This window comes from Miltoncostaea oceani, from assembly GCF_018141545.1.
In the GTDB taxonomy this organism is placed as follows: Bacteria; Actinomycetota; Thermoleophilia; order Miltoncostaeales; family Miltoncostaeaceae; genus Miltoncostaea; species Miltoncostaea oceani.
The window spans coordinates 2,740,575-2,766,673 of record NZ_CP064356.1 but is presented as its reverse complement, the minus strand read 5'-3'; the positions used below and the strand labels follow the sequence as shown (position 1 = coordinate 2,766,673).

24 protein-coding genes are annotated in these 26,099 nt (G+C 74.4%); all 24 read left to right on the top strand.

Annotation, left to right across the window (positions count from 1 at the left end):
• Positions 1 to 98: 98 nt before the first annotated feature.
• The 24 genes from IU369_RS14110 (at position 99) to IU369_RS13995 (ending at position 26,041) form a co-directional block, all read left to right on the top strand.
• Positions 99 to 923, top strand: coding sequence for a flagellin N-terminal helical domain-containing protein (locus tag IU369_RS14110; protein WP_343233243.1), 825 nt, complete (start codon positions 99 to 101; stop codon positions 921 to 923).
• A 139-nt stretch (positions 924 to 1,062) separates the two neighbouring features.
• Positions 1,063 to 2,277, top strand: coding sequence for a hypothetical protein (locus tag IU369_RS14105; RefSeq protein ID WP_217921621.1), 1,215 nt, complete (start codon positions 1,063 to 1,065; stop codon positions 2,275 to 2,277).
• A 103-nt stretch (positions 2,278 to 2,380) separates the two neighbouring features.
• Complete coding sequence (locus tag IU369_RS14100) at positions 2,381 to 3,598, top strand: PQQ-binding-like beta-propeller repeat protein (RefSeq protein WP_217921620.1); 1,218 nt, start codon at positions 2,381 to 2,383, stop codon at positions 3,596 to 3,598.
• Positions 3,598 to 4,602 carry a hypothetical protein gene (locus IU369_RS14095; RefSeq protein ID WP_217921619.1) on the top strand — a complete coding sequence of 335 codons (1,005 nt, stop codon included), beginning with the start codon at positions 3,598 to 3,600 and terminating at the stop codon, positions 4,600 to 4,602. The genes IU369_RS14100 and IU369_RS14095 overlap by 1 nt, the downstream gene beginning before the upstream one ends.
• 50 nt (positions 4,603 to 4,652) lie before the next feature.
• Positions 4,653 to 5,789 carry a glycosyltransferase gene (locus IU369_RS14090; protein WP_217921618.1) on the top strand — a complete coding sequence of 379 codons (1,137 nt, stop codon included), beginning with the start codon at positions 4,653 to 4,655 and terminating at the stop codon, positions 5,787 to 5,789.
• Complete coding sequence (locus IU369_RS14085) at positions 5,786 to 8,008, top strand: glycosyltransferase (RefSeq protein ID WP_217921617.1); 2,223 nt, start codon at positions 5,786 to 5,788, stop codon at positions 8,006 to 8,008. The genes IU369_RS14090 and IU369_RS14085 overlap by 4 nt, the downstream gene beginning before the upstream one ends.
• On the top strand, positions 8,005 to 8,811 hold the full coding sequence (locus IU369_RS14080; RefSeq protein ID WP_217921616.1) for a glycosyltransferase family 2 protein: 807 nt from the start codon (positions 8,005 to 8,007) through the stop codon (positions 8,809 to 8,811). The genes IU369_RS14085 and IU369_RS14080 overlap by 4 nt, the downstream gene beginning before the upstream one ends.
• An 86-nt stretch (positions 8,812 to 8,897) precedes the next feature.
• Positions 8,898 to 9,638 (top strand): SDR family NAD(P)-dependent oxidoreductase, encoded by a 741-nt coding sequence (locus tag IU369_RS14075; RefSeq protein ID WP_217921615.1) that lies wholly within the window; start codon positions 8,898 to 8,900, stop codon positions 9,636 to 9,638.
• Positions 9,635 to 10,693 carry an S-adenosylmethionine:tRNA ribosyltransferase-isomerase gene (locus tag IU369_RS14070; protein ID WP_217921614.1) on the top strand — a complete coding sequence of 353 codons (1,059 nt, stop codon included), beginning with the start codon at positions 9,635 to 9,637 and terminating at the stop codon, positions 10,691 to 10,693. Before IU369_RS14075 ends, IU369_RS14070 begins: the two co-directional genes overlap by 4 nt.
• A gap of 75 nt (positions 10,694 to 10,768) precedes the next feature.
• Positions 10,769 to 12,829, top strand: coding sequence for a glycosyltransferase family 2 protein (locus tag IU369_RS14065; protein WP_217921613.1), 2,061 nt, complete (start codon positions 10,769 to 10,771; stop codon positions 12,827 to 12,829).
• A 136-nt stretch (positions 12,830 to 12,965) separates the two neighbouring features.
• The gene (locus IU369_RS14060; protein ID WP_217921612.1) at positions 12,966 to 13,304 is read left to right on the top strand and encodes a flagellar protein FlaG; all 339 of its coding nucleotides are present in this window, start codon (positions 12,966 to 12,968) and stop codon (positions 13,302 to 13,304) included.
• Positions 13,301 to 14,620: a flagellar filament capping protein FliD gene (fliD, locus tag IU369_RS14055; RefSeq protein ID WP_217921611.1), complete on the top strand. Its 1,320-nt coding sequence runs from the start codon at positions 13,301 to 13,303 to the stop codon at positions 14,618 to 14,620. The genes IU369_RS14060 and fliD overlap by 4 nt, the downstream gene beginning before the upstream one ends.
• Positions 14,621 to 14,701: 81 nt before the next feature.
• Positions 14,702 to 15,118, top strand: a complete 417-nt coding sequence (fliS, locus tag IU369_RS14050; protein ID WP_217921610.1) for a flagellar export chaperone FliS — start codon at positions 14,702 to 14,704, stop codon at positions 15,116 to 15,118.
• Entirely contained in the window at positions 15,108 to 15,452 is a 345-nt protein-coding gene (fliT, locus tag IU369_RS14045; RefSeq protein WP_217921609.1) for a flagellar protein FliT, read from the top strand. Before fliS (IU369_RS14050) ends, fliT begins: the two co-directional genes overlap by 11 nt.
• A gap of 151 nt (positions 15,453 to 15,603) precedes the next feature.
• Complete coding sequence (gene glgP / locus IU369_RS14040) at positions 15,604 to 18,159, top strand: alpha-glucan family phosphorylase (protein ID WP_217921608.1); 2,556 nt, start codon at positions 15,604 to 15,606, stop codon at positions 18,157 to 18,159.
• Between the two features lie 675 nt (positions 18,160 to 18,834).
• Positions 18,835 to 19,227: a flagellar export chaperone FliS gene (gene fliS / locus IU369_RS14035; protein ID WP_217921607.1), complete on the top strand. Its 393-nt coding sequence runs from the start codon at positions 18,835 to 18,837 to the stop codon at positions 19,225 to 19,227.
• A gap of 28 nt (positions 19,228 to 19,255) precedes the next feature.
• Positions 19,256 to 20,113 carry an HDOD domain-containing protein gene (locus IU369_RS14030; RefSeq protein ID WP_217921606.1) on the top strand — a complete coding sequence of 286 codons (858 nt, stop codon included), beginning with the start codon at positions 19,256 to 19,258 and terminating at the stop codon, positions 20,111 to 20,113.
• Complete coding sequence (flgB, locus tag IU369_RS14025) at positions 20,113 to 20,520, top strand: flagellar basal body rod protein FlgB (RefSeq protein WP_217921605.1); 408 nt, start codon at positions 20,113 to 20,115, stop codon at positions 20,518 to 20,520. The genes IU369_RS14030 and flgB overlap by 1 nt, the downstream gene beginning before the upstream one ends.
• Positions 20,521 to 20,555: 35 nt before the next feature.
• Complete coding sequence (gene flgC, locus IU369_RS14020) at positions 20,556 to 21,005, top strand: flagellar basal body rod protein FlgC (RefSeq protein WP_217921604.1); 450 nt, start codon at positions 20,556 to 20,558, stop codon at positions 21,003 to 21,005.
• Positions 21,002 to 21,328, top strand: coding sequence for a flagellar hook-basal body complex protein FliE (gene fliE, locus IU369_RS14015; RefSeq protein ID WP_217921603.1), 327 nt, complete (start codon positions 21,002 to 21,004; stop codon positions 21,326 to 21,328). Before flgC ends, fliE begins: the two co-directional genes overlap by 4 nt.
• Positions 21,329 to 21,343: 15 nt before the next feature.
• The gene (fliF, locus tag IU369_RS14010) at positions 21,344 to 22,930 is read left to right on the top strand and encodes a flagellar basal-body MS-ring/collar protein FliF (protein ID WP_217921602.1); all 1,587 of its coding nucleotides are present in this window, start codon (positions 21,344 to 21,346) and stop codon (positions 22,928 to 22,930) included.
• 9 nt (positions 22,931 to 22,939) lie between these two features.
• The gene (gene fliG / locus IU369_RS14005; RefSeq protein ID WP_217921601.1) at positions 22,940 to 23,947 is read left to right on the top strand and encodes a flagellar motor switch protein FliG; all 1,008 of its coding nucleotides are present in this window, start codon (positions 22,940 to 22,942) and stop codon (positions 23,945 to 23,947) included.
• The gene (locus IU369_RS14000) at positions 23,940 to 24,617 is read left to right on the top strand and encodes a FliH/SctL family protein (RefSeq protein WP_217921600.1); all 678 of its coding nucleotides are present in this window, start codon (positions 23,940 to 23,942) and stop codon (positions 24,615 to 24,617) included. Before fliG ends, IU369_RS14000 begins: the two co-directional genes overlap by 8 nt.
• On the top strand, positions 24,614 to 26,041 hold the full coding sequence (locus IU369_RS13995) for a FliI/YscN family ATPase (RefSeq protein WP_217921599.1): 1,428 nt from the start codon (positions 24,614 to 24,616) through the stop codon (positions 26,039 to 26,041). The genes IU369_RS14000 and IU369_RS13995 overlap by 4 nt, the downstream gene beginning before the upstream one ends.
• Positions 26,042 to 26,099 lie beyond the last annotated feature (58 nt).

The window sequence follows — 26,099 nt, the reverse complement described above, 5'->3', positions numbered from 1 at the left end:
GGATGGTCCTCGCGGCGTCGCGCCGAACACCCCGCACGGATGCGGGTCGGACGACGGCAGTGTCCTGATCGACCTGGATTCAAGGAGGAATCATGGGTCTGAGCGTCTACAACAACGTCGAGGCGCAGAACGCGCACCGCGTCCTCAGCAACACCGGCACGCAGCTCTCGAAGTCCATGGAGCGGCTGTCGAGCGGTCTCCGCATCAACCGCGCGGCCGATGACGCCGCCGGCCTCGCCGTCTCTGAGGGCATGCGCTCCCAGATCCGCGGCATGAACGTCGCCTCCCGCAACGCGCAGGACGGCGTCTCGATGGTGCAGGTCGCGGACGGTGCCCTGGGCAACGTCGGTGACATGCTGCAGCGCGTCCGTGACCTGGCGGTCCAGGCCTCCAACGGCACGCTGACCGACGCCCAGCGCAAGAACCTCGACACCGAGGTCCAGCAGGTCCTGACCGAGATCGGCAAGACCGGCACGGACACGGAGTTCAACGGCCTGAAGATCCTGGCCGGGTCCGTCGCGACCGCCGCGTCGGCCGTCACCCTGCAGGTCGGCGCCAACGCGTCGCAGAGCATCGCCTTCACCATCGGCACCGTCTCGGCCTCCGACCTCGGCATCTCCGGCATCGCCGTCTCCTCGGCGGCGTCGGCCAGCGCGGCCATCGCCTCGCTGGACGCCGCGATCAGCACCGTCACCACCAGCCGGGCGAACCTGGGCGCCATCCAGAACCGCCTGGAGCACACCATCAACCGCCTCGGCATGACCTCGGAGAACCTCCAGGCCGCCGAGTCCCGCATCCGTGACGCCGACATGGCGCAGGAGATGATCAAGTTCACCAAGAACCAGATCCTCCAGCAGTCGGGCACGGCGATGCTCGCGCAGGCCAACCAGGCCCCGCAGAGCGTCCTCTCGCTCCTCCGCTAGTCCAGGGCTGAGCACGCGTTCGACCGGGGCCCGCCATCACGGCGGGCCCCGCGTCGTTCTCACAGCGTTCTCAGGGAACGACCGGTTTCCTCACGGATCCCTGACGGAACGAATCCCCTGTCGGTCGTAGCGTGCGCGCATGGGGACGATCCTCGCCGCCGTGGTCACCGCGCTGCTCGCCGCATCCGTCGCGGCCGCCGCCGCCCCACCGTCGCCGCCAACGGCGGCCGGCTGGCCGAAGACGGTCCCCGCCGGCACCGTCCACCAGGGGCCGGGTGGCGGTGTGGTGGTCGTCTCGGGCGGGCTGTTCGGCCGCGGCGAGCACTATCCGAACGCCGCCACCGCCTTCCGCCGGGACGGTCGGCGGCTCTGGGCCCACCGGCACCCGGACCCTGCGTGCGGGAACTGCGACTACGGGCTGCAGGCGGTGGTGCTGAACCCGGACGGCACCTACGGGCCGCTCGGGGTCACGGGCGACACGAGCTGGGCCGTCGACCCCCGCGGCCGCGAGGTCCGTTCCTGCACCGGTGTGGTCATCGACGCCGACGGCACCTGCATCTCGGTGACCGGAAGGGCCTCCCTGGTCCTGCCGCCCGGGCCGCACCTGACGCCGGTCTTCATGGCACGCGACGCGGCGGGGACGGTCCTCTGGAGCGTCCGCGATCCGGCGCTCGAGGTCTACTTCGGCTCGGACGCCCCGCCCGTCGTGGTCCGCGACGGGGCGGGGATCGTCTACTCGGCGTCCTCCGTCGCCGAGCCGGTGGATGCCAGGTCGGCCGGGCGGCTGTTCGCTCTGGACCCCGCGTCCCGCACGCTCCTCTGGCAGCGGACCGGGTGGTATCAGCCTCTCGCGGGCCTCCGCAGCGGCCTGGTGGCGTACCGGGACGGCGGCGTCGCGGGGGTGGGGCCGGACGGCACGGAGTCGTGGTGGCGGGCGTTGCCGGCGAACGAGGGGACGGAGCCGTCGGCGGTGGCGGTCGACCTCCTTCGGGACCGCCTCTACGTCGGGTCGGCCGGTCCGACGTCGGCCTCGGTGGCGGCGTTCGTGGGCAGCACCGGTGTCCAGCTCTGGCGGACCGCTCCCGAGGACCGGTCGCGCCTGCTGTCGGTGGGGCGCAGCGGACGGGTGTACGTCTCGATCGGCGCGGCCGGCCGGCGCGGCATGCGCGCCGCCCGCCTGTCCGACGGCACGACCGTCTGGGAGAAGCGCACCCGGCTCGCCGTCCGCGGCGCCGTCGAGCTGCGGAACGGCATGGTGGCGGTGTCCGCCGGGGGCGGTTGGCGCGGGCCGCTCCGTGATCGCCTGACGTTGTTGGATCCGCGGACACCGCAGACCGCACCGACCACACCCTGATGCGAGGCCGCGCCACGGGATCCCCGGGGATCGTCACAGACTCCTCACCGACTCTTCCGCTCCCATCACGTTCGTGATCCTCCGGCGGTCATAGGCTCGCCCCATGACACGCACTCGGATCTCCGCACTCGCCACGCTGGCGGTCCTGGCCACCGCGGCCCCGGGCCTCGCCTCCACGACTCCCCCGACGGTGGCCGGCTGGCCGAAGACGGTCCCCGCCGGCACCGTCCACCAGGGGCCGGGTGGCGGTGTGGTGGTCGTCTCGGGCGGGCTGTTCGGCCGCGGCGAGCACTATCCGAACGCCGCCACCGCCTTCCGCCGGGACGGTCGGCGGCTCTGGGCCCACCGGCACCCGGACCCTGCGTGCGGGAACTGCGACTACGGGCTGCAGGCGGTGGTGCTGAACCCGGACGGCACCTACGGGCCGCTCGGGGTCACGGGCGACACGAGCTGGGCCGTCGACCCCCGCGGCCGCGAGGTCCGTTCCTGCACCGGTGTGGTCATCGACGCCGACGGCACCTGCATCTCGGTGACCGGAAGGGCCTCCCCGGTCCTGCCGCCCGGGCCGCTCCCGGCGCCGGTCTTCGTGGCACGCGACGCGGCGGGGAGGGGCCTCTGGGAGGTCAGCGATCCGGCGCTCGAGGTCTCCTTCAGTGCGGAGGCACCGCCCATCGTCGTCCGCGACGGCGCGGGAATCGCCTACACCGCGTTCTTCGCCTACGAGCCGGTCGGCACCCTGGAGACCGGGCGGCTGTTCGCTCTGGATCCCGCGTCCCGCAGGCTCCTCTGGCAGCGGACGGGGTGGTATCAGCCTCTCGCGGGCCTCCGCAGCGGGTTGGTGGCGTACCGGGACGGCGGCGTGGCGGGGGTGGGGCCGGACGGCACGGAGTCGTGGTGGCGGGCGTTGCCGGCGAACGAGGGGACGGAGCCGTCGGCGGTGGCGGTCGACCTCCTCCGGGACCGCCTCTACGTCGGCTCGGCCGGTCCGACGTCGGCCTCGGTGGCGGCGTTCGTGGGCAGCACCGGCGTCCAGCTCTGGCGGACCGCGCCCGAGGACCGGTCGCGTCTGCTGTCGGTGGGGCGCAGCGGACGGGTGTACGTCTCGATCGGCGCGGCGGCCCGGCGCGGGATGCGCGCCGCCCGCCTGTCCGACGGCACGACCGTCTGGGAGAAGCGCACCCGGCTCGCGGTCCGCGGCGCCGCCGAGCTGCGGAACGGCATGGTGGCGGTGTCCGCCGGGGGTGGTTGGCGCGGCCCGCTCCGTGATCGCCTGACGTTGCTGGATCCGCGGACACCGCCGACCGCACCGACCACACCCTGATGCGAGGTCCCCTCATGGGGATCCCGGTCGCCGCCTCCTCCGTCGCGCTCCTCGCACTGCTCGCGGCGGCGCCGGCGCAGGGGGCGGTCACCACGGCCCGCCTCGACGCGGAGCCACGCGCCGGCGTCGTCGCGGACGGCGACCTCTGGGTGCTCGCCGACCGCGGCGCCACCCGCGTCCTCATCGAGACGGACCGCGTGACGGGACGCCCGACCGGCCGCGAGGTCGTGGTCGCGACCGGGGTCCCGCGGGACCTCCCCGTCCTCGTCCCGATGGTCGTGCGTCCCTCGATCGCGGCCGCGGGAGGCGCCCTCTGGACGCCGGACCCCGTGACCGGCGACCTCGTCCGCGTCGACCCCCGCACCGCGACCGTCACGGCCCGCGCCCCCCTCGGCGCCGCGTACGTCGCCGCCGGGCCGGCGGGGCTCTGGATCACGGGCGCGCCGCGTCCGATGGCACTCCCCGGCCAGGAGGTGCTGCCCGGGACCGTGAGCCGGGTCGACCCTGCCGATGCACGAGTGATCGGCAGGTTGCCGACCTCGACGGACTCGACCGTGGAGATCGCCGTCGGGCGCCGGGGCCTGTGGGCCGCCCGCACCTCGCCGACCAGGGACCTCGAGCGCGTCGACGGCCCCGTCCCGGCCCTGATCCCCGGTGGGGCGTGGCAGCTGTCCGCCCGGTCGGGGACCCTCCACGCCACCCGCCGCTACTCGTGCACCGTCACGATCCTCCCGTCCGAGGGCCCCGGTCGGTCCCTGGAGATGTGCACCCGCCCGCGGGCGCTGTACCCGAGGGACGTCGCCCGCAGCGGCGGACGCGTCTGGTGGGCGGCCGTCGCCCGGCAAGGCCGCCCTCGCGGCGTGGTCGTGAGCCGGCGCGCCTCGGGCGCCGGCGGGACGTCACGGGTGGCGGTGGGGGACGACCCCGTCGACGTCGTCCCCTCCGGCCGTGGCGTCTGGGTGCTGAGCCGGTCCGACCGCACCATGACGCGCGTGACGCCCTGACCGGGTAGCGCAGGGCCTCAAGACCGCCGTCCCCGCGCCGATGGGGGGCCATGGCGACGACCCCCGGCGTGCTGTGGCGCGGGCCCCTCACCGACCCCTCCGGGTACGCGGCCGGCGGGCGCGCGTTCGTGCGCGGGCTCAGCGAGCTCGGCGCGACGGTGCGGATCGAGCCGCAGGCGTGGAGCAACCGCGTGGCGCTGTCACCCGAGGACCGGCAGGTGCTCGGCGGCCTCATCGGCGCACCCCTCCCGCGCATCGACGCCCGGGTCGAGCACACGTTCCCGCCGTTCGCGGACCTCGCGACCCCTGCGCCGCTGCGGGTGCTGCGCACGATGTTCGAGACCGATCGCATCCCCGCCGCGTGGGTGGAGCCGTGCAACCGGGCCGACGAGGTCTGGGTGCCCACGGAGCACAACCGGGAGGCCTTCGCCGCCGCCGGCGTCGACCCCGGGCTGCTCCACGTCGTCCCCGAGCCGTTCGAGCTCGACCGCCTCCACCGCGACGCCCCGCCGATCGCGCTCCCCGGCGCGCACGGCACCGTCTTCCTCGCCGCCTTCGACTTCTCGCTGCGCAAGGGCTGGGACGTCCTCCTCGCCGCCTGGTGCGACGCGTTCCGCGCCGACGACGACGTCACCCTGGTGCTGAAGGTCTGGTCGACCACCGCCGGGATGGACGCCGCCGCGATCCACGGGGCGATCGGCGCGCGCATCGTCGCCCTCGGGTTCGACCCGGCGCGCATCCCCGACGTCGTGATCGTCGACGACCTCCTCGCGCCGGAGGCGATGGCCGGCCTCTACCGCGCGTGCGACGTCTACGTCGCGCCGACCCGTGGTGAGGGGTGGGGGAGGCCGATCATGGAGGCGATGGCGATGGGGCGCCCCGCGATCGCGACCGCCTGGTCCGGCCCGGCGGAGTTCGTCGACGCCACCGTCGGCTGGCCCGTCGCCCACCGCCTCGTCGACGTCCCCGCCGCCGCCGTCCACGAGGTGCCCGTCTACGCGGGGCACCGCTGGGCCGAACCCGACCGCGACTCCCTCGCCGCCGCCCTCATCGACGCCCACCGCGACCCCGCCGGGCGCGCCGCGCGCGGCGACGCCGCGGCGACACGCGCCGCGGACCACGGACACCTGCGTGTCGCCGCCACCGCCCTCGCCCGCCTCACCGCCGCCGCGGCGGTGCCGGCGTGAGGATCGCCTGGCGCGGCCCCGTGCTCGACCGCTCCCCCTGGGCGGCCGGCACACGCGGCCACCTCGCCGGGCTCCGCGCGATCGGGGCGACCGTCGCCCTGGAGCCCTTGCTCTGGCAGCGGGGGTCGGTGCTCGCCCCGGTCGACGAGGCGGTGCTCGCCGAGATGGCCCGCCGTCCCCTCGACGACGTCGATGTGACGGTGCAGCACGTGCCGGGACGCATCCTCGACCCCTACGTCCGCGGCCGGCTGCGGGTCGCCCTCACCGCCCTCCCCGGCGCGACCCCCCGCGAGGACTGGCTGATGCGCCTCGACCAGATGGACGACGTGTGGGTGCCGACCGCCGCCCAGCGCGACGCCCTCGTGTCCGCGGGCCTCCCCGGCGACCGCGTCGCCGTGATCCCCGAGCCCGTCGAGGTCCCCGCCGCCGTCCCGGCTCCGCTCGCCCACCCCGACATGCACGGCACGGTGGTGCTCGCGATCGTCGACTGGACGTCGCGCTCCGGCTGGGACCTGCTGCTCGACGCCTGGTGCCGCGCCTTCGGACCCGGCGACGACGTCACCCTCGTGCTCCACGCGTACGCGAGCGACGGGGTCGAGGCCGACTTCGGGGCGCGGGCGCTCGAGGCCGTCACCGCCGCCGGGCACGACCCCGCGGCGATGCCCGACGTCGTCATCCTCGACGAACCCGTCCCCGTCGCCCGCATGGGGGCCCTCTACTCCGCCGCCCACGTCGTCTGCGCACCCGGCGCCGGCCTCGGCCGCGGCCGCGACCTGCTGGAGGGGATGGCCCACGGGCGCCCCGTCATCGGCCGCGCCGGCGCGTGCGGCACCCGGATCGACGCCGCGATCGGCTGGGAGCTCCCCCAGGACGCGGCCGGCCGCCCCGACCGCGACGCCCTCGTGGCCGCCCTCCGCGACGCCCATGCGCGACGCGATGCGACGGCCGCGATGGGCGCCGCGGCGCGCGCCCGCGTCGCCGCCGTCCACGACGCCCCCGTGGTCGCGCGGCACGTCCGGGAGCGCCTCGCGACGGTGACCCCCCGCCCCCGCCGGAGCGGCGACCGGTCCGGTCCGCGGGTGGCGCTCTACGGCGCCGTCACCCGGGCCCACTCCCTGGCGCTCGCGAACCGCAGCCTCGCGGCGGCGCTCGTGCGCGCCGGCGACGTCGACCTCAGCCTCGTCGAGGTCGAACCGGCAGACCCCGGCCGGGAGGGGGCGATGCCGACGGGGGAGGCCCGCCGCGCCGCGCGACGCCTGTTCGCCGACATGCCCGAGGTCACGATCCGCCACGGCTACCCCCCGAGCTTCGCCCGCCCGCCCGCGGGGCGCCTGGTGGTGGCGCTCCCCTGGGAGTTCGGCCCGATCCCCCGCGACTGGCGGCGCGCGATCGAGGACGGAGGCGTCGACGAGGTGTGGGCCTGCTCGCGGCACGTGCGGGACGGCTACCTCGCGTCGGGGCTCGACCCGGAGATCGTCCACGTCGTCCCCCACGGCATCGACCCCCTGCGGTACCGGCCGGGTCTCGCCCCGCTGCCGCTGCCCGGCGCGGGTGACGGCTACCGGTTCCTCTTCGTCGGCGGGCTGCTGTGGCGCAAGGGCGCCGACCTCCTGCTCGACGCGTACCGCGCCGCGTTCACGCGCGACGACGACGTGACGCTCATCGTCAAGGACTTCGGCCGCGGCGGTCCGTACCAGCCGCAGGAGGCCGAGGAGCGGGTCCGGGCGATGGCGGCCGACCCCACGGGCCCGCGCGTCCACTTCATGCGCGAGCGCCTCACCGACGACGAGCTCCCCCGCCTCTACGCCTCGGCCGACTGCCTCGTGCACCCCTACCGCGGCGAGGGGTACGGCCTCACCGTGGCCGAGGGGATGGCCTGCGGGCTCCCCGTCATCGTGCCCGAGGGGGGCTCCACCGCCGACTTCTGCGACGCGGACACCGCGCTGCTCGTCGCGTCCCACCCACTCGTGCTCGACCGCGACGTCGTCGGCGACCTCACGTTGACGGGACCCGTCAGCGTGATCGAGGTGCTGGTGCTCGACCTCGCCCGGCGCATGCGCGACGCCTACGAACAGCGCGAGGCGGCGCGGGAGACGGGACGCCGCGCGAGCGCGCACATCCGCGCCGGCCACACCTGGGACGCCGCCGCCGCGATCGCCGCCCGGCGCCTGCGCGCGCTCGCCGGCCGCCGCGACCCGCGCGTGGCGGTGTCCGCGTGACCGCGCTCGCGAGCATCGTCATCCCCTGCCACGGCAACCTGCTCTACACCGCCCTCTGCCTCGACAGCATCGCCCGCCACACGCCCGAGCCGCACGAGGTGGTGGTCGTCGACAACGGCGGGACCGACGGCACCGCGCAGTGGTGCGAGGAGCGCGGCGTCCGCATCGTCCACTCGCCCGTCAACCTCGGCTTCGCCGGCGGCGTGAACCTCGGCCTCGGCCGGATGCGCGGCGACGTCGCGGTGGTGCTGAACAACGACGCCCTCGCGACACCCGGTTGGCTCCGCGGCCTCACCGGCGCGCTCGCGCGCGGACGCCACGTCGGCATCGCCGGGCCCCGGTCGAACTGGGTCTCCGACGACCAGATCATCCCGCACCCGCCGTACACCGAGGCGCCGTCCGGCGACCTCGATCGCTTCGCCGCGGAACGCGCCCGCGCCCACCGCGGCCGCGGCCGCGAGGCGACCCGCCTCAGCGGCCTCTGCATGGCGATCACCGCCGACGTCCTCGACCGGATCGGCGGCTTCGACCCGTGCTTCGAGGTCGGCAACCTGGAGGACGACGACTACTCGATGCGCGCCCGCCTCGCCGGCTTCCGCCTCTGGATCGCGGACGACAGCTACGTCCACCACTTCGGGCACAAGACCTTCGACCTGCTCGACGAGGACTACGAGGAGCTGCTGCGCACCAACGGCATGCGGTACGCCCTCAAGTGGGACCTCCCCCTCGACCGCGACCCCCGCGGGATCCTCCCCGCCCGGGCGTTCGACCCCGCGCGCGACCGGGTGGCCCTCCCCGCCTGAGCCGTCTGGGGGGAGGGCGCGACCGACCGGGGGGCCGGCGCACCGGGCTTGACTTCAACCAAGATTGAAGTCCTACCCTGCCCGCCATGACCACTCCACACGGAACGACACGGATCCCGCAGGGGGCCGGAGCCCCCGTCGCGCTCGTCACCGGGGCCTCCCGCGGCCTCGGGCGCGCGCTCGCCGCCCGCCTCGCCGCCCGGGGCTGGCACGTCGTCATCGACGCCCGCGACCCCTCGGCCCTCGCCGGGGCCGCCGCGTTCATGGCGGCCGACCGGGTCGTCGCCATCCCCGGCGACGTCGCCGACCCCGCCCACCGCGAGCGGCTGATGGGGGTGGTCTGGGACCTCGGCCGCCTCGACCTGCTCGTCAACAACGCCGGCATGCTCGGCGCGAGCGCCCACACCCCGCTCGCCGACCACCCCGCCGCCGACCTGGAGGCGATGTTCGCCGTCAACGTCGTCGCGCCCGTCGCCCTCGCGCAGATCGCGCTGCCCCACCTGGCCCGGCGACGGGGGGCGATCGTCAACATCTCCTCCGACGCCGCGGTCGAGGCCTACGAGGGGTGGGGCGGGTACGGCGCCACGAAGGCCGCCCTCGACCACGTCAGCGCGACGCTCGCCGCCGAGAACCCGGCCGTCCGCGTGTACGCCGTGGACCCGGGGGAGATGGCGACCGCGATGCTGAGGGCCGCCTACCCCGGCGAGGACATGAGCGGATGGCCGGGGCCCGAGGGCGTCGTGCCCGCCCTGCTGCGCCTCATCGACGGTGACCTGCCGAGCGGCCGGTACCGGGCGGCCGACCTGCGCACGGCGGTCGCCACGTGAGCGCGCCGACGGCCGCGCCGGCGCCGGCGACCCGGTTCGCGCTGCCGCCCGGGGGCGAGGCCCACGAGCCCCCCGAGCGCCGCGGCCTCACCCGCGACGGGGTGCGTCTGCTCGTCGCGCGCCCCGGCGTGGTCCGGCACCTGCGCTTCCACGACCTCCCGGACATGCTCGACCCCGGCGACATCGTCGTCGTCAACACCTCGGCGACCCTCCCCGCGGCGCTCGACGCCCGCCGCCGCGACGGGTCCCGGCTGCCGCTGCACGTCTCCACCGGCCTCGACGACGGCCGCTGGGTGGTGGAGCCGCGGCGGGTCGACGGCCACGGGCCGGACACGACCCTCGGTCCCGGCGAGGTGCTCGACCTCCCCGGCGGCCGGACCCTCACCCTGCGCGACCCCTACCCCGACCCCGCCGCCGGCCCGGGGCGCCTGTGGACGGCGGACGTCGCGCCGGCGACGCCCCCCGCCCGGTACCTCGCCCGCCACGGCCGGCCCATCGGCTACGCCCACCTCACGGGGGCGACCGCCCTCTCCGACCACCAGACCGTCTACGCCACCGAGGCGGGCAGCGCCGAGATGCCGAGCGCCGGCCGCCCGTTCACCGACCGCCTGCTGGTGCGCCTCATGGCCGCCGGTGTCGTGGTGGCGCCCGTCGTCCTCCACGCCGGCGTGTCGAGCCCCGAGCTGCACGAGCCGCCGATCCCCGAGCGCTTCCGGGTGCCGCCCGCGACCGCCCGCCTCGTCGGCGCGACCCGGGACGCCGGCGGGCGCGTCGTCGCCGTCGGCACGACCGCCGTGCGGGCGATCGAGAGCGCCGCCGACCCCTCCGGGCGGGTGACGGCGACCGGCGGGTGGACCGGCCTCGTCCTCGGACCCGACCGGCCCGCCCGCGTCGTCGACGGCCTCGTCACCGGCCTCCACGAGCCCGAGGCGAGCCACCTGCTGCTGCTCGAGGCCGTCGCGGGGACGGCGCTGGTGGGGGAGGCCTACGCCGCCGCCGTCGCCGGCGGATACCTCTGGCACGAGTTCGGCGACTCGATGCTGCTGCTGCCCTGAGCGCCGCTCCACCGGTCCTCAAGAACGCCGGGACGCTGCCGATAGCGGGGGCGACGACCCCGAGGAAGGACCGGCATGGGCCTCAAGATCGCCAGCCTGCAGACGCCGATCGAGCGTGCGCCGCAGCGGCTGTCCCTCTGCATGATCATGCGCGACGAGGAGGAGCACCTCGCGCGGTGCCTCACCAGCGTCCGCGGGGTCGTGGACGAGATCGTCATCGTCGACACCGGTTCCGTCGACCGCTCCGTCGAGATCGCGGAGTCGTTCGGCGCCCGGGTGCTGCACGAGGAGTGGGCCGGCGACTTCGCCGCCCCCCGCAACACGTCCATCGACGCCGCCACCGGCGACTGGATCCTGGTGCTCGACGCCGACGAGGAGCTCGTCGACGGTGCGCGTCTGCGGGAGCTCCTGCACGACGAGGCCATCGAGGGCTACTGCCTGCGCGAGGTGAACTTCATCGGCGAGGAGCGGGGCATCGAGAGCGTGGTGAACTCCGCGTTCCGCCTGTTCCGCAACCGCCCCGCCTACCGGTACTCCGGCGCGCTGCACGAGCAGATCATGGGGACCGTCGACCCCGCGGGCGGCGCCTGCAGCCGCTTCGTCGGCATCGAGATCCACCACTACGGCTACCTCGAGCCGACGAGCCGCGCGAAGGAGAAGACCGACCGCAACATGGCGATCGTGATGGACGAGGTGGCGCGCAAGCCCACCGACTCGTTCACGCTCTTCAACGCCGGCGTCGAGTACCAGCGGATCGGCGACTTCGAGACCGCGCTCACCTACTTCCGGCGCTCGTTCACGGAGCTGGCGTCGCTGAAGGCGTACTACGCCTCGCTGCTGCTGCGGAACATCGTCGCGTCGCTGAACTCCCTGGAGCGCTGGGACGAGGCCCTCGACGTGCTCGGCGACGCGCTGCAGGCCTACCCCGACTTCACGGACCTGCACTACCTGCAGGGCCAGATCCACTCGAACCGCCGCGAGTACCGCGCCGCCGTCAAGAGCTTCCGCCGGGCGATCGACCTCGGCGACCACGGCGGCGACCGGTACCTCGCCCAGGCCGGGATGGGGTCGTTCTACTCGTGGCACTCCCTCGGCGTGCTGCACGAGATGATGGGCGACTCCCACGAGGCCGTCCGCTGCCAGCGCAACGCCATCCGCACCGCGAACGGCCACTACGCCGCCCCCGTGATGCGCCTCACGACGCTGCTCCTCCGCGCCGACGACCCGCTGGAGGTGCGCGAGTTCATGGCCCGGATCATCGGGACCACCAACCGCGCCGACTCGCTCACCGCGGTCGCCCAGGTGCTGCTGAGGGACGGGCACCCGGAGCACGCCCTCGCCGTCCTCGCGGAGGCCCGTGAGCTCGAGCCGGCGGACGCCCCGATCCGCCTCGCGATGGCCGACGCCCTCATCCGCCTCGGCGACCTGCCGGGCGCCCGCGCGCAGCTCGCGGACATCGCGCCGAGCAGCGCCAGCCGCCACCTCGCCCTCGCGAAGACGGTCCTGATCGGCCTGGTCGCGGGCGACGCCGACGAGGCCGGCGCCGCCATCGACGAGCTGCGGCCCGTGGCCGGCGGCCTCTACGCCGCCGCCTACGCGGCGGCGCTCGCCGCCGTCCGCACCGGCGTGCCCGACCCCGCCCTCCCCGAGGGCATCGACCGCCCCGGCGCCCTCGGCGCCGTGCTCGAGATGGCCGGCACCCTGCTGGAGCTCGGTGAGCTGGAGGCCTTCAACGCCCTCGTCCCGCTCGCCTACGCCATCGCCGACGGCCCCGTCGAGGTGGACCGCCGGCTCGGGTACATGCTCTACGTCAACGACTTCCCCGACCCCGCCGCCGACCGGCTGCTCGCCGCGGTCCGCGGGGGCGACGGCACCCCCGAGGCCTACTCGGCGCTCGGGCGGATCTGCGAGTCGAAGGGCCTCGACGAGGACGCCGAGGCGTTCATGCGCGCCGCCCTCGAGGCCGACCCGCAGAACATGTCGCGCCACATCGACCTGGCGGGCCTGCTCGCCGGCGCGGGACGCTACGACGACGCCGACGCGGTCATCCGCGAGGGGCTGATCGTGTACCCCCACTCGAGCGTGCTGCGCGAGCTGCGCCAGTCGATGACGCTCCTGGCGGGCGCCACCCGCTAGGCGTGGCGCCGCCCGCGTCCCGCCCGGTGGGGCGGGGCGCCCTCCCGGGGCACCTCAAGGTCTGCTCCGGACGCGCCGATGCCATGGTCAGGCCCCCGAACCCGGGCCCGGCACGCACAACGAGCGCGGAGTTGACATGGACGTCAGCGCACTGCGGCTCGCCGACGCGGCCGATGCGACCACCCCTCGCCGCATCGATGCGCCCCCGCCGGCCGAGGCCGCCACAGACAGGCCACCCGAGCGCGCCCCCGTCGACGTACCGGCGGACTGGGTGCCGCCCAGCACGCTCAAGTTCACCGTGACGGCCGCCGATGTGGACGCCAGATTCGAGATCCACGAGGCGACGAGCGTTGTGACCGTGACCATGTACGAGAGGGCGACGGGTGAGGTGCTCCGCGAGTTCCCCTCGCGGGAGATCCTCGACGTCCTCGCGTCGTTGACCGGCCCCGGACTGCGGGTGGACCTGACCTCATGAGCACGAACGCGGCATCGATCAGCTTCAGCGGCCTCGGCAGCGGCATCGACACGGCGTCGATCGTCCAGGCGCTGATGAAGCTCGAGCGCATGCCGATCGACCGCATCGAGAGCGACAAGACCCGGCTGAAGCAGAAGCAGGGCGTCGTCCAGGAGATCAACGGCCTGCTCGGCAAGCTCCGCGACGCCTCCGCGGCGATGTACGCCCCCGGCGCGCTGCAGGGCAAGACGGCCTCGTCGGGCGACGCCACCGTCGCCACCGCGAGCGTCGGGTCGCAGGCCGCCTCCGGCACCTACAACGTCGTCGTCACCGCCCTCGCGCAGGCCCACACGACGGCCTCGACCGCCGCGCCGGCGCTCACCGCCGGCCAGGCGCTCGACATCACGGTGGGCGGGGAGACGGCGAGCGTCGCCATCGAGGCGGGCGACACGCTCCAGAAGTTCGCGGACCGCATCAACGGCACCACCGACATCGGGGTGTCGGCGAGCGTCATCAACGACAAGCTCGTGCTGATCTCGAAGGAGAGCGGCGCGGGCGGCACGATCGGCCTCGGCGGCGCCGCGGCGGCGGGCTTCGGCTTCGCCACCACCCAGACCGGCCAGGACGCCGCCGCCACCGTCAACGGCCTCGCCGTCACGAGCGCCGGCAACAACATCGAGGGCGCCATCAACGGCGTCTCGCTCAGCCTCGGCAAGGTCGGTTCGACGACCGTCACCGTCGGCGCCGACCAGGCGGGGTCGGTGAAGACCGCCCAGGCGTTCGTCGACGCGTACAACGCGCTGACGTCGAACATCAAGCGGGCGACGATGTACGACGCCGCCACGAAGACGGCGGGCACCCTGCAGGGCGACCAGACGATGTCGTCCCTCGCCGGGCAGCTGCGCGGCATCTCGGGCTCGTCCGTCACGGGCCTCGGCGGCGCCTACGACTCGCTCTCCCAGATCGGGTTCAGCGTGGCGCGCGACGGCACGATGACGCTCGACCAGAACGCGTTCACCGCGGCCCTCGCGGCCGACCCGACCGCCGTCGGCAAGCTCTTCGGCGGCGACGACGGCAACGGGACGATCGGCGCGAGCGACGGCGTCGCCCGCCAGATCCAGAACTTCGCCGCCAGCTTCTCCACCGACATCCTCGCGTCGCGGCTGACCGGCTACACCGCGTCGCTCGGCCGCCTCGACGAGAAGATCTCCAGCCTCGAGGTCCTGATGGAGCTCAAGGAGACCCGCCTGCGGGCCCAGTTCCAGGCGATGGACCAGGCGGTCTCGCGGTTCCAGAGCCAGGGCGCCGACCTCGCGTCGCGGCTCTCGTCGCTGTGATGACCCCGCGCCCGTGACGCGTCCGGCCCCCGCCGGACGCACCGACCGTTCCATGACGAGCACCCAGGGAGGGCCTCCGCCTTGCTGACCGAGCTGCGGCAGTACACGAACCACACCGCCCAGACGGCGACCCCGGGTCAGCTCGTCGTGATGCTCTACGACGGGTTCCTGCGGTTCTCGGCGCAGTCGAAGGCCGCGTTCGCTCGCGGCGACGTCGGCGAGGCCGGCATGCGGCTGACCCGCGCCCAGGCGATCGTGACGGAGCTGCGCGTGACGCTCGACATGACCCAGGGCCCCATCGCCCAGAACCTGGCGAGCATCTACGAGTACGTCGGTGAGCGCCTCACCGCCGCCCGCCTGTCGCAGGACACCGCCCAGATCGACGAGGCCGTCCGCCACATGTCGGAGCTGCGCTCGGCGTGGGTCCAGATCGCCGCGACCGCCCGGCCCGCCTCGGAGCGCCGCGGCCCGGTGCTCGGCGTCAACCTTGCTGGCTGACCTCCGCCGCCTGCGCGAGCTGCAGCTCGCGCAGGCCCGGGCCCTCGCGGGGGCCGACCTCGAGCGCCTCGCGGTGCTCGACGCGGAGCGCCGTGTGCTGCAGGCGCGCATCGTCCCCGGCGACGCGCCGCCCCTCGGCTCCGCCGACCTCGCCGAGGTGCGCGCCCTCGTCGACGTGCTCCGCCGCGACCAGGAGGAGCTGGCCCAGCGGGCCGCGGCGGCGCGCGACGCGCTGCGCGGCGAGCTCGGCTCCCTGCGCGCCGGGCGCTCCGCACTGGCGGGGTACCGGCCCCCGGCGACGGGCCACTCGCTCTACCTCGACCGCTCCCGCTAGGCCCCGGCGGACCGCCCCGCGTGGGCGGGCGGCCTCCCCCGTGGGGGGATGGACGCCATGGGACGCTGGCCTATGCTTCGGCCGTCCCGGGAATCGCCGGCGGGCCGGGGGGCCGCCGCGCGCCCTGTTGCCACGCCCCAGGAGATCCCAGATGAAGGTCCACGAGGTCGACGTCCACCCGGCGCTACCGGAGCGCATCGCCTGGCTCGGTGAGATCGCCCGCAACGTCTGGTCATCGTGGAGCCCGGAGGCGGGCGACCTGTTCCAGCGGCTCGACCCGGAGGCGTGGGAGCGGCTCGGGCACAACCCCGTGGCGTTGCTGCGCGGCCTGCCGCAGGAGGCGCTCGACGCCGCGGCCGCCGACGAGAGCTTCGTGGCGATGGTGGCGCGCGTCGCGCGGCGCCTCGACGCCTACACCTCCGACCCCGGCTGGCTCGTCCCGGCGAACCCCGACGCCGAGGGCATGCTCGTCGCGTACTTCTCGCTCGAGTTCGGCCTCGACGCCGGCATCCCGCTCTACTCCGGCGGCCTCGGCATCCTCGCCGGCGACCACCTGAAGTCGGCGTCGGACCTCGGCGTCCCCCTCGTCGGCGTCGGTCTGCTGTACCGCGGCGGCTACTTCCGCCAGGCCCTCGGGCCCGACGGCGGCCAGCGCGAGCGCTACCCGGCGACCGACTGGTCCGACCTGCCGCTCGCCGACGTCGTCGGCGCCGACGGCCGTCCGGTGGTGCTGGAGGTCGCGATCGGCGACGAGACGGTCCGCGCGGCGGTGCGCCGCATCCAGGTGGGCCGGGTGCCGCTGCTGCTGCTCGACGCCGACATCGACGGCAACTCGCCGGAGGCCCGGCTGATCACGAGCACCCTTTACGGCGGGGACCGCGACCTGCGGATCCGCCAGGAGGTCCTCCTCGGCGTCGGCGGCGTGCGCGCCCTGGCGGCGGCGGGGATGGAGCCGACGGTCTTCCACATGAACGAGGGCCACTCGGCGCTGCTCGCGCTCGAGCGGATGCGGGCCCTGATCGCCGCGACGGCGATGACGTCCGTCGAGGCGCGGGAGCAGGTCATCGGGTCGACGGTCTTCACGACCCACACTCCCGTGCCCGCCGGGAACGAGACGTTCGACCCGGCCCTGGCGCGGACGTACCTGGAGCCCCTCGCGGTGGCGGCCGGCCTGTCGTGGGACGAGCTGTCGGCGCTCGCGGCGCACCCCGACGAGGGGGAGTCGGCGTTCGGCATGACGCCCCTCGCCCTCCGGACGTCGGGGTACGCGAACGGGGTGGCGGCGCTCCACGGCGACACGTCGCGGCGCATGTGGCGGGGGCTGTGGCCCCAGCTGCCGATCGACGAGGTCCCGATCTCGAGCATCACGAACGGCATCCACACCCCGAGCTGGCTGAGCCGTGAGATGCACGAGCTGCTCGACCGCTACATCGGCCCCGGCCTGCGGGAGCGGCCGGAGGACCCGGCGGTGTGGGACAAGGCCGACACGATCCCGGCGGGGGAGCTGTGGCGGGTGCACGAGCTGCGCCGCGAGCGCCTCGTGCTGTTCGCGCGGGAGCGCCTGCGCACCCAGCTCGCCCGTCAGGGGTCGCGCCGCGTCGCGAGCCGCGCCGCCGGTGACGCGCTGCGTCCCGACGCCCTCACCATCTGCTTCGCCCGCCGGTTCGCCACCTACAAGCGGGCGGACCTGCTGTTCCGCGACCCGGAGCGCCTCGCCCGCCTGCTCGACGACGAGCGCCGCCCCGTCCAGTTCATCGTCGCCGGCAAGGCCCACCCGATGGACGGCCCCGGCAAGGACCTCCTGCGGACGGTGGTGCAGGAGAGCCAGCGCCCGCGGCTGCGCGACCGCATCGTGTTCCTCGAGGACTACGACATGCACGTCGCCCGGTACCTCGTGCAGGGCGCCGACGTGTGGCTGAACGTGCCGCGTCGTCCGCTGGAGGCGTCCGGCACCAGCGGGATGAAGGCCGCGGTGAACGGGTGCCTGAACCTGTCGGTGCTCGACGGCTGGTGGGCGGAGGGCTACTCGCCGGAGTGCGGGTGGGCGATCGGCAGCGGCGAGCAGTACGACGACCCGGAGGAGAACGACGCCGTCGAGGCGGAGGCGCTCTACACGCTCCTGGAGCGCGAGGTGGTGCCGGCGTTCTACGCACGCGACGCCTCCGGCCGGCCGCGTGAGTGGACGACGATGATGACCGCGTCGATCCGCCGCCTCGGCGGGGCGTTCAGCACGGGGCGGATGGTGCGCGACTACGCCGAGCGGGCGTACATCCCCGCGCACCGGGCGGCGGTGTCGCTCGGCGCCGACGGGGGGAAGGGCGCCCGCGCCCTCGCCGCCTGGCGGGAGCGGATGAGGGCCGCGTGGCCGACGGTGGGGGTGAGGAGCTCCCTGCGCGGCGCCGACGGGACCGTCCCCGTCGGCACCGACGTCGCCGTCGAGGTGCTCGCGACCCTCGGCGACCTGTCGATCGACGACGTCCGCGTCGAGGTCGTCGCCGGCCTCGCCGACGGGCAGGGGGGGCTGATCCCCCGCCGCGTCGTCGCCGGCGTGCACGAGGGCGCCCAGGGTGACGAGCAGCGCTTCCTCGCCGTCGTCCCGGCCGCGGAGAGCGGCCGCCTCGCCGTCGCCGCCCGCGTCGTCCCCCTCCGCCCCGACGGCGCCGGCCCCGAGCCGGACTTCCTCATCACCTGGGAGCCGAACGACTGAACCCCCTCCCCCCGGGATCGTGGGATCCCGGGGGCTGGGGGGCCGGGGTGCCGTCGGAGGCCCCGTGTCGTCATGGTCCGATTGGACCTCGGCGTGAGGTCCAATTGGCCGTCGAGCCCGGTCGGCCGATGGCGCCGACCCCGAGGTCCATTCGGCCGGCGACTCATTGGCCAATTGACGTTGCGCCGAAGTCCATTTGGCCGGCGACTCATTGGCCAATTGACGTTGCGCCGAAGTCCATTTGGCCGGCGACTCATCGGCCAATTGGCGTCGACGCCGAGGTCCATTCGGCCGTCGACCCCGTCGGCCAATTGACTTTGCGCCGAGGTCCATTTGGCCGGCGACTCATCGGCCAATTGGCGTCGACGCCGGGGCCCATTCGGCCGTCGACCCCGGTTGGTCAATTGGCGTCGACCCCGAGGTCCACACTTGGACCCGACCCCGAGGTCCACTTGGACCCGACCCCGAGGGCCCCTTGGACCCGGCCGCGGGGTGCACTCGGCCGACGGCGCCCGGGGGGCGCCGGCATGGGTGGTTTCTCGCCCGTCGGTGACCCGACCGTTAAGGATCGCGCGGCAGGAGTCGAGAGAGAGAGGGCCGGCAGGGAACGACGCCGGCTCATAGGGGACGGAACCCCGCTCGAACATCCAATCCCGACCGCGAGGTCCCTTCAGGATGCACAGCATTCCGTCTCTCGAGCAGGTCCAGTCCGCCTCCCCGGAGGACCTCGTCCTCATGCTCTTCGAGGGCGCCGTCTCCTTCGGCCGCCAGGCCCAGCACGCCCTCGACCAGGGGGACCGTGGGAAGGGCGCCGCCCTCGTCGGCCGCGTCCGCGCGATCGTCGAGGAGCTCGACCGGGGCCTGAACCCGGCCGCCGGCTCCATCACGCGCCACCTCGGCGCCATCTACGAGTACGTGCTCCGCCGTCTCGACCCCGACACCGTCGAGGCCGTGACCGTGGGCGAGGTCGTCGCCGACCTCCTCGTGCTCTGCGAGGCGTGGAGCGCGCTGGTCGCCGAACGCCAGGCCGAGGCCGAGTCGCACACCTCCGCGCCCGCCCTGGCCTGATCCACCGCCGCCGGACACGGAGGGCCCCATGAACACCATCACACGACTCACCGCCCAGGAGGTCGCGGCCGCGGTCGCCGAGCTCCCGGCGATGCCGTCGAGCATCACCCAGGTGATCTCCGCGTGCGACGACCACGACATGACGGTCGGCCAGCTCTCGCAGGTCATCCTCGGCGACCAGAGCCTGACGGCGAACATCCTGAAGCTCGCCAACTCGGCGTTCTACGGCCACGCCCGTCGCGTCACCACGGTCACGGAGGCCGTCGTGCTGCTCGGGTTCTCCGCCATCAAGAGCCTCGCCATCTCGAGCCACACGTCGCGGCTCCTCAGCGGGGCCCTGCCCGGCTACGGGTTGCAGGCCGGTGAGCTGTGGCGCCACTCGATCTCCGTCGCCTTCACCGCGCGGCGCCTCGCCGTCGAGGTGCAGCTCGCGCCGGTGGAGGAGGCCTTCGTCGCCGGCCTGCTGCACGACATCGGGAAGTCGATCCTGTCGGCGCACCTCGAGCACGCCTTCGACGAGGTCACCCGCGTCGCCCAGGAGCGGCGCCTGCCGTTCCACGAGGTCGAGCGGGAGCTGCTCGGCTTCGACCACGCCGAGCTCGGCGCGCACGTCGCCGCGGCATGGAGCTTCCCGGCGGAGCTGGAGGAGGCGATCCGCCACCACCACTCACCCGGCGAGGCCACCCTCAAGCCGCGGCTCGCGCACTGCATCCACCTCGCCGACGCCGCCTGCATGATGCTCGGCGTCGGCCTCGGCACCGACGGGATGATGTACGGCATCGACCCCGCGTCGATGGCCGCCCTCGGCGTCGGCCCGGACCGCCTCGTCCAGCTGATGGAGGACGTCGCCCCGCTCATCGCCGACGACCCCTACGGGTTCGCCTGATGTTCCCCGACGACCTCACCACCGAGGTGCTGACCGCGTCGCTGCGTGGCCACGACGCCCGCAACGCCGCCCTCGTCAACAACATCGCCAACGCCGAGACCCCCGGCTACAAGCGGATCGACGTCCAGTTCGAGTCCGCCCTCGCCGAGGCCGTCCAGAGCGACCGCGAGCGCATCCGCCGCGGGTCGATGGGGGAGTCGTCGTTCCTCGGCGCCGCCGGCGAGGTCGAGGGCTCCGCGCCGTCGGTCCGCTCCGTCGGCACCACCACCATGCGCGTCGACGGCAGCAACGTCGACGCCGACGACGAGATGGCGCAGCTCAGCGCCAACCAGCTCGCGCACCAGACCGTCGTCTCGCTGCTCGACAAGCGCTTCTCGCAGTTCCGCACGGCCATCACCGGCCGTTGATCCCCGCACACCACCACCCGGCGAGGAGCTCATAGATGGGCATGTACGCCGCACTCGGCATCAGCGCCACCGGCCTGGCCGCCGAACGCCTCCGCATGGACGTGATCGCCAACAACCTGGCCAACGCCGACAGCACCAACGGCGTCGGCGACGCCTACCGCCGCAAGGTCGTCCAGATGTCGACGGCCCCGGGGGGCGCGGCGTTCGCGCTGCCCCGCCCCGCCGGCATCGAGAGCACCGCCGGCGCCGCCGACCTGCACGGCGTGTCCGTGACGGGGATCGCCGAGGACCCGACGCCGCTGCGTCGCGTCTACGAGCCCGGCCACCCCGACGCCGACACCGACGGGTACGTCACCCGGCCGAACGTCAACGCCGTCACCGAGATGGTGGACATGGTCGCCGCGACCCGCGCCTTCCAGGCGAACGTCACAGCGTTCGAGGCCACCAAGTCGATGGCCCGCGACTCCCTCCGGATCATCACGTGACCCCGCTCCCCCCGATCTCCGCGCTCGCCCCGATGCCGTTCGGCCCGATGGCGGCCGGCGCGGTCCAGGGCGCGGGCGAGACGTCCCCCGCCCCGGCCGCGGCCGGCGGCTTCGGCGACATGCTCGCCGGCGCCATCTCCGGCCTCAACGGCCAGATGGTCGGTTCGGAGCGCCTGTCGGAGCAGGCCGCCACCGGCGGGCTCGCCGACCCGACGGTCGCGCTCGTCGCGGTCGAGAAGGCCGACCTGGCCTTCAACACCGCGGTGCAGGTCCGCAACAAGCTCGTCGAGGGCTGGCAGGAACTCAGCCGGATGTCGGTCTAGGAAGGGCTGGTCGTCGTGGGCGCACTGGGCAAGGTCACGGGATTCTGGGAGGGGCTCACCGGCCCGAGCCGCCGGCTGCTCATCGCCGCCGTGGTGATCTTCATCGTCGGCATCTTCGCCCTGATGAGGTTCTCCGGGCAGGAGTCCTACGCGACCCTCGCGACCGCCTCCAGCGCGAGCGACGCCGCCGCCATCACGACGCAGCTCGACGAGCTCGGCATCCGCTACAAGCTCGCCGACGGTGGGAACGTCGTGCAGGTGCCGTCGGCCGAGCTCGACCAGGCCCGCATCGACCTCGCCGCGTCGAACGTCCTCGACGGCGGCAGCACCGTCGGCTTCGAGATCTTCGACAAGTCGAACCTCGGCGCCACCGACTTCACGAACCGCGTCAACCTCCTGCGGGCCCGCGAGGGGGACCTCTCGCGGATCATCGGCCGCCTCGACCCCGTCCAGTCGGCGACGGTCAAGATCGGCATGCCCGAGGAGCAGCTCTTCACCGAGGAGCAGGAGCCCACCACCGCCGCCGTCGTCCTGACGATGCGCGCCGGGCAGACGCTCGAGCCCGGCCAGGTGAAGGGCATCGCCAAGCTCGTCGCGATGGCCGTCCCCGGCATGAAGATCGCCGACGTCACGATCACCGACTCCCAGGGCAACATCCTGGAGGGCGCCGACGCCGAGGTGTCCGGCGCGAGCGCCGCCTCCCAGCGCATCGAGCTGGAGGGCCGCTACGAGCGCAGCGTCCAGGCCCGCCTCGACGCGATGCTCGCCGCCGTCCTCGGCCCGGGCAAGGCCGTCACCCAGGTCCGCGCCCAGCTCGACCTCGACAAGGTCACGACCGACAGCGAGGAGTTCGAGGGGGAGACGATCCCGCTCGAGACCGAGACCAGCGAGGAGACCCTCACCTCGGAGGGCGGCGGGTCGGGCGCGACGGCGGGCACGTCGGCGAACACCCCGGCCGGCACGACCTACCCGGCGGGTGCCATCGGCGGCGGGACCACCGACTACAGCAAGACCTCCGAGGCGACGCGCAACGGGATCGACCGGATCCGCTCCCAGGTGGAGAAGACCCCCGGAGCCGTCACCAAGCAGACCGTCTCGGTGCAGGTCAGCGACCAGGTGCCCGCCGCGACCATCGCGAGTCTCGAGGACACGATCGCCGCGGCCGTCGGGTTCGACCAGGCGCGCGGCGACACGATCAGCGTCAACGCCGTCGCCTTCGCGGAGGACGGCACCGCCGTCACCAGCGCGGCCGCGGCGGCGGAGGCCGCGAAGGACGGCGGCGCGACGGCGTCGGGCGGCGGCCTCGACATCATGGGCCTCGCCAAGACCGCGGCCGCCGGCATCGGCCTGCTCCTCCTCGCGCTGTTCGCCCGCAAGTCCCTGAAGCGCCGCCAGACCGACCTCGAGAAGGCCCTCCCCGAGCTGCTGAAGCGCGGCCCCGTCTCCGTGGCCGAGCTGTCGGCGGCGAGCGGCGGCGCCCCCGTCCGCCAGCTGGAGGGGCAGCGCAAGACCGCGATCGAGGCCCAGATGGAGGACCTCGCGAAGCGCAAGCCCGACGACGTGGCGCAGCTCCTCCGGGGCTGGCTCCTCGAGAACCGCTAGGCGGACCGGATGAGCCCATCGACCATGACCGGCCGCCAGAAGGCCGCGATCCTCCTCGTCAGCCTCGGCGCCGACGCGTCGGCGGCGGTCTTCCAGCACCTCCGCCAGGACGAGATCGACGAGCTGACGCTGGAGATCGCCGGCATCGGCCACATCGCGCCGGACCGCAAGACCGCCATCGTGGAGGAGTTCTACGAGACGGCCGTCGCGCAGGAGTACATCAGCGAGGGCGGCCTCGAGTACGCCCGCCAGGTCCTCGACAAGGCCCTCGGCACCGAGCGCGCGAACGAGGTGATGAACCGGCTGTCCAGCTCGATCCAGGTCAGCCCGTTCGAGTTCCTGCGGCGCACCGACCCCTCGCAGATCATCAACGTGATCGCGAACGAGCACCCGCAGACGGTGGCGCTGATCCTCGCGTACCTGCCCTCCGATACGGCCGCGCAGGTCGTGAGCGCCCTGCCGGACGAGCTGCAGGCCGAGGTGGCGATGCGCATCGCCCTGATGGACCGCACCGCCCCCGAGGTGATCCGCGAGATCGAGCGGGTGCTGGAGCGCAAGCTCAGCAGCGTCATCAACCAGGACTTCACGTCGGCGGGCGGCCTGCGGTCCCTGGTGGACCTGCTCAACCAGGTCGACCGGACGACGGAGCGGACGATCATCGAGACGCTCGAGGAGCAGAACCCCGAGCTCGCCGACGAGGTGCGCCGCATGATGTTCCTCTTCGAGGACATCGTGATGCTGGACGACCGCAACATCCAGCAGGTGCTCCGCGAGGTCGACACCAAGGAGCTCGCGATGGCCCTGAAGGGGACCCCCGCCGAGGTCCAGGACGCCATCTTCCGCAACATGAGCGAGCGCGCCGCGCTGAACATCAAGGAGGACCTCGAGTTCATGGGACCGGTCCGGGTGAAGGACGTCGAGGACGCCCAGCAGAAGGTGGTCGCGGTGATCCGCCGCCTCGAGGAGGACGGCACCATCGTGATCGTCCGCGGCGGCGAGGACCAGCTCGTTGCCTAGCCTCCTGCGCGGCACGGTGGTGTCGGACAGCCCCGTCGCGGTCCCGCTGCGCAGCCGTCCGCTGCGCCCCGCCGTGCCGGACAGCCCCGAGGGCCTGCTCGCCGACGCCCGCCGCGACGCGGAGCGGATGCTGACCGCCGCGCGCTCCGACGCGGACACGCTGCTCGCCGCCGCCCGCCAGGAGGGGTACGCCGCCGGCCACGCCGACGCCCGCGACGAGGTCGCCGGGGCCCTGTCGGCCCTCGCCGACGCCGCCCGCGCCCTCGACGACCACCGCGAGGTGCTCGCCCGCGACGCCGAGCGCGAGGCGACGGCGCTCGCGGTGGAGATCGCGGCCCGCCTCGTCCGCGCCGAGGTGTCCGTCAACCCGGAGCGGGTCGCCGACGTCATCCGCGGCGCCATCCGCCGCGCCGCGGACCGCAGCGCCCTCACCGCCTACGTCAACCCGGCGGACCTCGCCGCGTGCCGCGCCGCGGCGCCCCGGATCCTGGAGGAGATGGGCGGCATCGGCCGGCTCGAGGTGGTGGACGACCCCCGCGTCGGCGCCGGCTCCTGCGTGCTGCAGACCGCCGCCGGCGACGTCGACGCCACCTTCGAGAGCCAGCTCGGCCGCGTGCTCGAGGCGCTGTCGGCGCCGCCCGACGAGTCGCTCGTCGCGCACCCCGCGTGAGCATCGACCTCGCCCCCGCGCGCGAGCGCCTGCGCACCCTCGACCCGTACCGCCTGAACGGGCGCGTCAGCCAGCTGATCGGCCTGGTGGTGGAGAGCCGCGGGCCGGAGGCGAGCGTGGGGGAGCGCTGCGAGATCATGGTCCCCGGCCACCGCGCCGGGCGCCCCCCGCTCCAGGCCGAGGTCGTCGGGTTCCGCGAGGGCAAGACGCTGCTGATGCCGCTCGGCGACTCGGCGGGCATCGGCCCCGGCCAGACCGTCGTCGCCACCGGCGGGTCGCTGCGCGTCGACCTGGGCGAGGGGCTCCTCGGCCGCGTCCTCGACGGCCTCGGCCGCCCGATCGACGGCGGCCCCCCGATCCACGTCGAGGCGCGCCGCCCCATCGACGCGGCGCCACCCGACCTGCTCGGCCGCCCCACGATCCGCACGCCCCTGCCCCTCGGCGTGCGGGCGATCGACAGCCTCATGCCCTGCGGACGCGGCCAGCGCATCGGCATCTTCGCGGGCTCCGGCGTCGGCAAGAGCACGACCCTCGGCATGATGGCGCGGGCGTCCGGCGCGGACGTGAACGTGATTGCCCTCGTCGGCGAGCGTGGCCGGGAGGTGCGCGAGTTCATCGAGCACGACCTCGGGCCGGAGGGCCTCGCCCGCAGCGTCGTCGTCGTCGCGACCTCCGACCAGCCCGCCCTCGTCCGCATCAAGGCGGCGTTCGTGGCGACGACCATCGCGGAGTACTTCCGCGACCAGGGCGCCGACGCGCTCCTGATGATGGACTCGGTGACCCGGCTGGCGACCGCCCAGCGGGAGGTCGGCCTCGCCATCGGCGAGCCGCCCGCGACGCGCGGGTACACGCCGTCGGTGTTCGCGATGCTCCCGCGCCTGCTGGAGCGGGCCGGCACCGCGCCCGTCGGGAGCATCACCGCGCTCTACACCGTCCTCGTGGACGGCGACGACATGAACGAACCCGTCGCCGACGCGGTCCGGTCGATCCTCGACGGCCACATCGTGCTGTCGCGGGAGCTGGCGCACCGCAACCACTACCCCGCGATCGACGTGCTCCAGTCGGTGTCGCGGCTCGCGCCGCAGCTCCTGTCCCGCGAGCACCTCGACGCGGGCGGCCGCCTGCGCACCCTGCTCGCCGCGCACCGGCGGGCGGAGGACCTGATCGCGATCGGCGCCTACATCCCCGGCTCCGACGCCACGGTCGACGAGGCCCGCGCGAAGCTCGGCGACATCGACGCGTTCCTCACCCAGGGCACCCACGACCCCTACTCGCGGGACGAGGCCCTCGGCCGCCTGCTCGCGCTGACCGGCACCCCCGCCGGCGTCGTCGACGACCTCGGCCTCGGCATCCCCGTCCCCGCCGGGGGGCTCACCGGGGCGTTCGACCCGCTGCCCCCGGGCGTGCAGGTGGTCCCCGCCTAGCCCGGCGGGGTCCGTCCGTCACGTACGCCGTCAGGGCCGGCGGGGGACGTCACCACCT

Bases quoted from the DNA above. Each gene is read 5' to 3' on its own strand.
- IU369_RS14030 (WP_217921606.1), top strand. From the start codon at position 19,256: ATGAACACCATCACACGACTCACCGCCCAGGAGGTCGCGGCCGCGGTC.
- IU369_RS14065 (WP_217921613.1), top strand. From the start codon at position 10,769: ATGGGCCTCAAGATCGCCAGCCTGCAGACGCCGATCGAGCGTGCGCCG.
- flgC (WP_217921604.1), top strand. From the start codon at position 20,556: ATGGGCATGTACGCCGCACTCGGCATCAGCGCCACCGGCCTGGCCGCC.
- IU369_RS14105 (WP_217921621.1), top strand. From the start codon at position 1,063: ATGGGGACGATCCTCGCCGCCGTGGTCACCGCGCTGCTCGCCGCATCC.
- fliD (WP_217921611.1), top strand. From the start codon at position 13,301: ATGAGCACGAACGCGGCATCGATCAGCTTCAGCGGCCTCGGCAGCGGC.
- IU369_RS14100 (WP_217921620.1), top strand. From the start codon at position 2,381: ATGACACGCACTCGGATCTCCGCACTCGCCACGCTGGCGGTCCTGGCC.
- fliG (WP_217921601.1), top strand. From the start codon at position 22,940: ATGAGCCCATCGACCATGACCGGCCGCCAGAAGGCCGCGATCCTCCTC.
- IU369_RS14095 (WP_217921619.1), top strand. From the start codon at position 3,598: ATGCGAGGTCCCCTCATGGGGATCCCGGTCGCCGCCTCCTCCGTCGCG.
- IU369_RS14075 (WP_217921615.1), top strand. From the start codon at position 8,898: ATGACCACTCCACACGGAACGACACGGATCCCGCAGGGGGCCGGAGCC.
- glgP (WP_217921608.1), top strand. From the start codon at position 15,604: ATGAAGGTCCACGAGGTCGACGTCCACCCGGCGCTACCGGAGCGCATC.
- fliS (WP_217921607.1), top strand. From the start codon at position 18,835: ATGCACAGCATTCCGTCTCTCGAGCAGGTCCAGTCCGCCTCCCCGGAG.
- IU369_RS14060 (WP_217921612.1), top strand. From the start codon at position 12,966: ATGGACGTCAGCGCACTGCGGCTCGCCGACGCGGCCGATGCGACCACC.
- flgB (WP_217921605.1), top strand. From the start codon at position 20,113: ATGTTCCCCGACGACCTCACCACCGAGGTGCTGACCGCGTCGCTGCGT.
- IU369_RS14090 (WP_217921618.1), top strand. From the start codon at position 4,653: ATGGCGACGACCCCCGGCGTGCTGTGGCGCGGGCCCCTCACCGACCCC.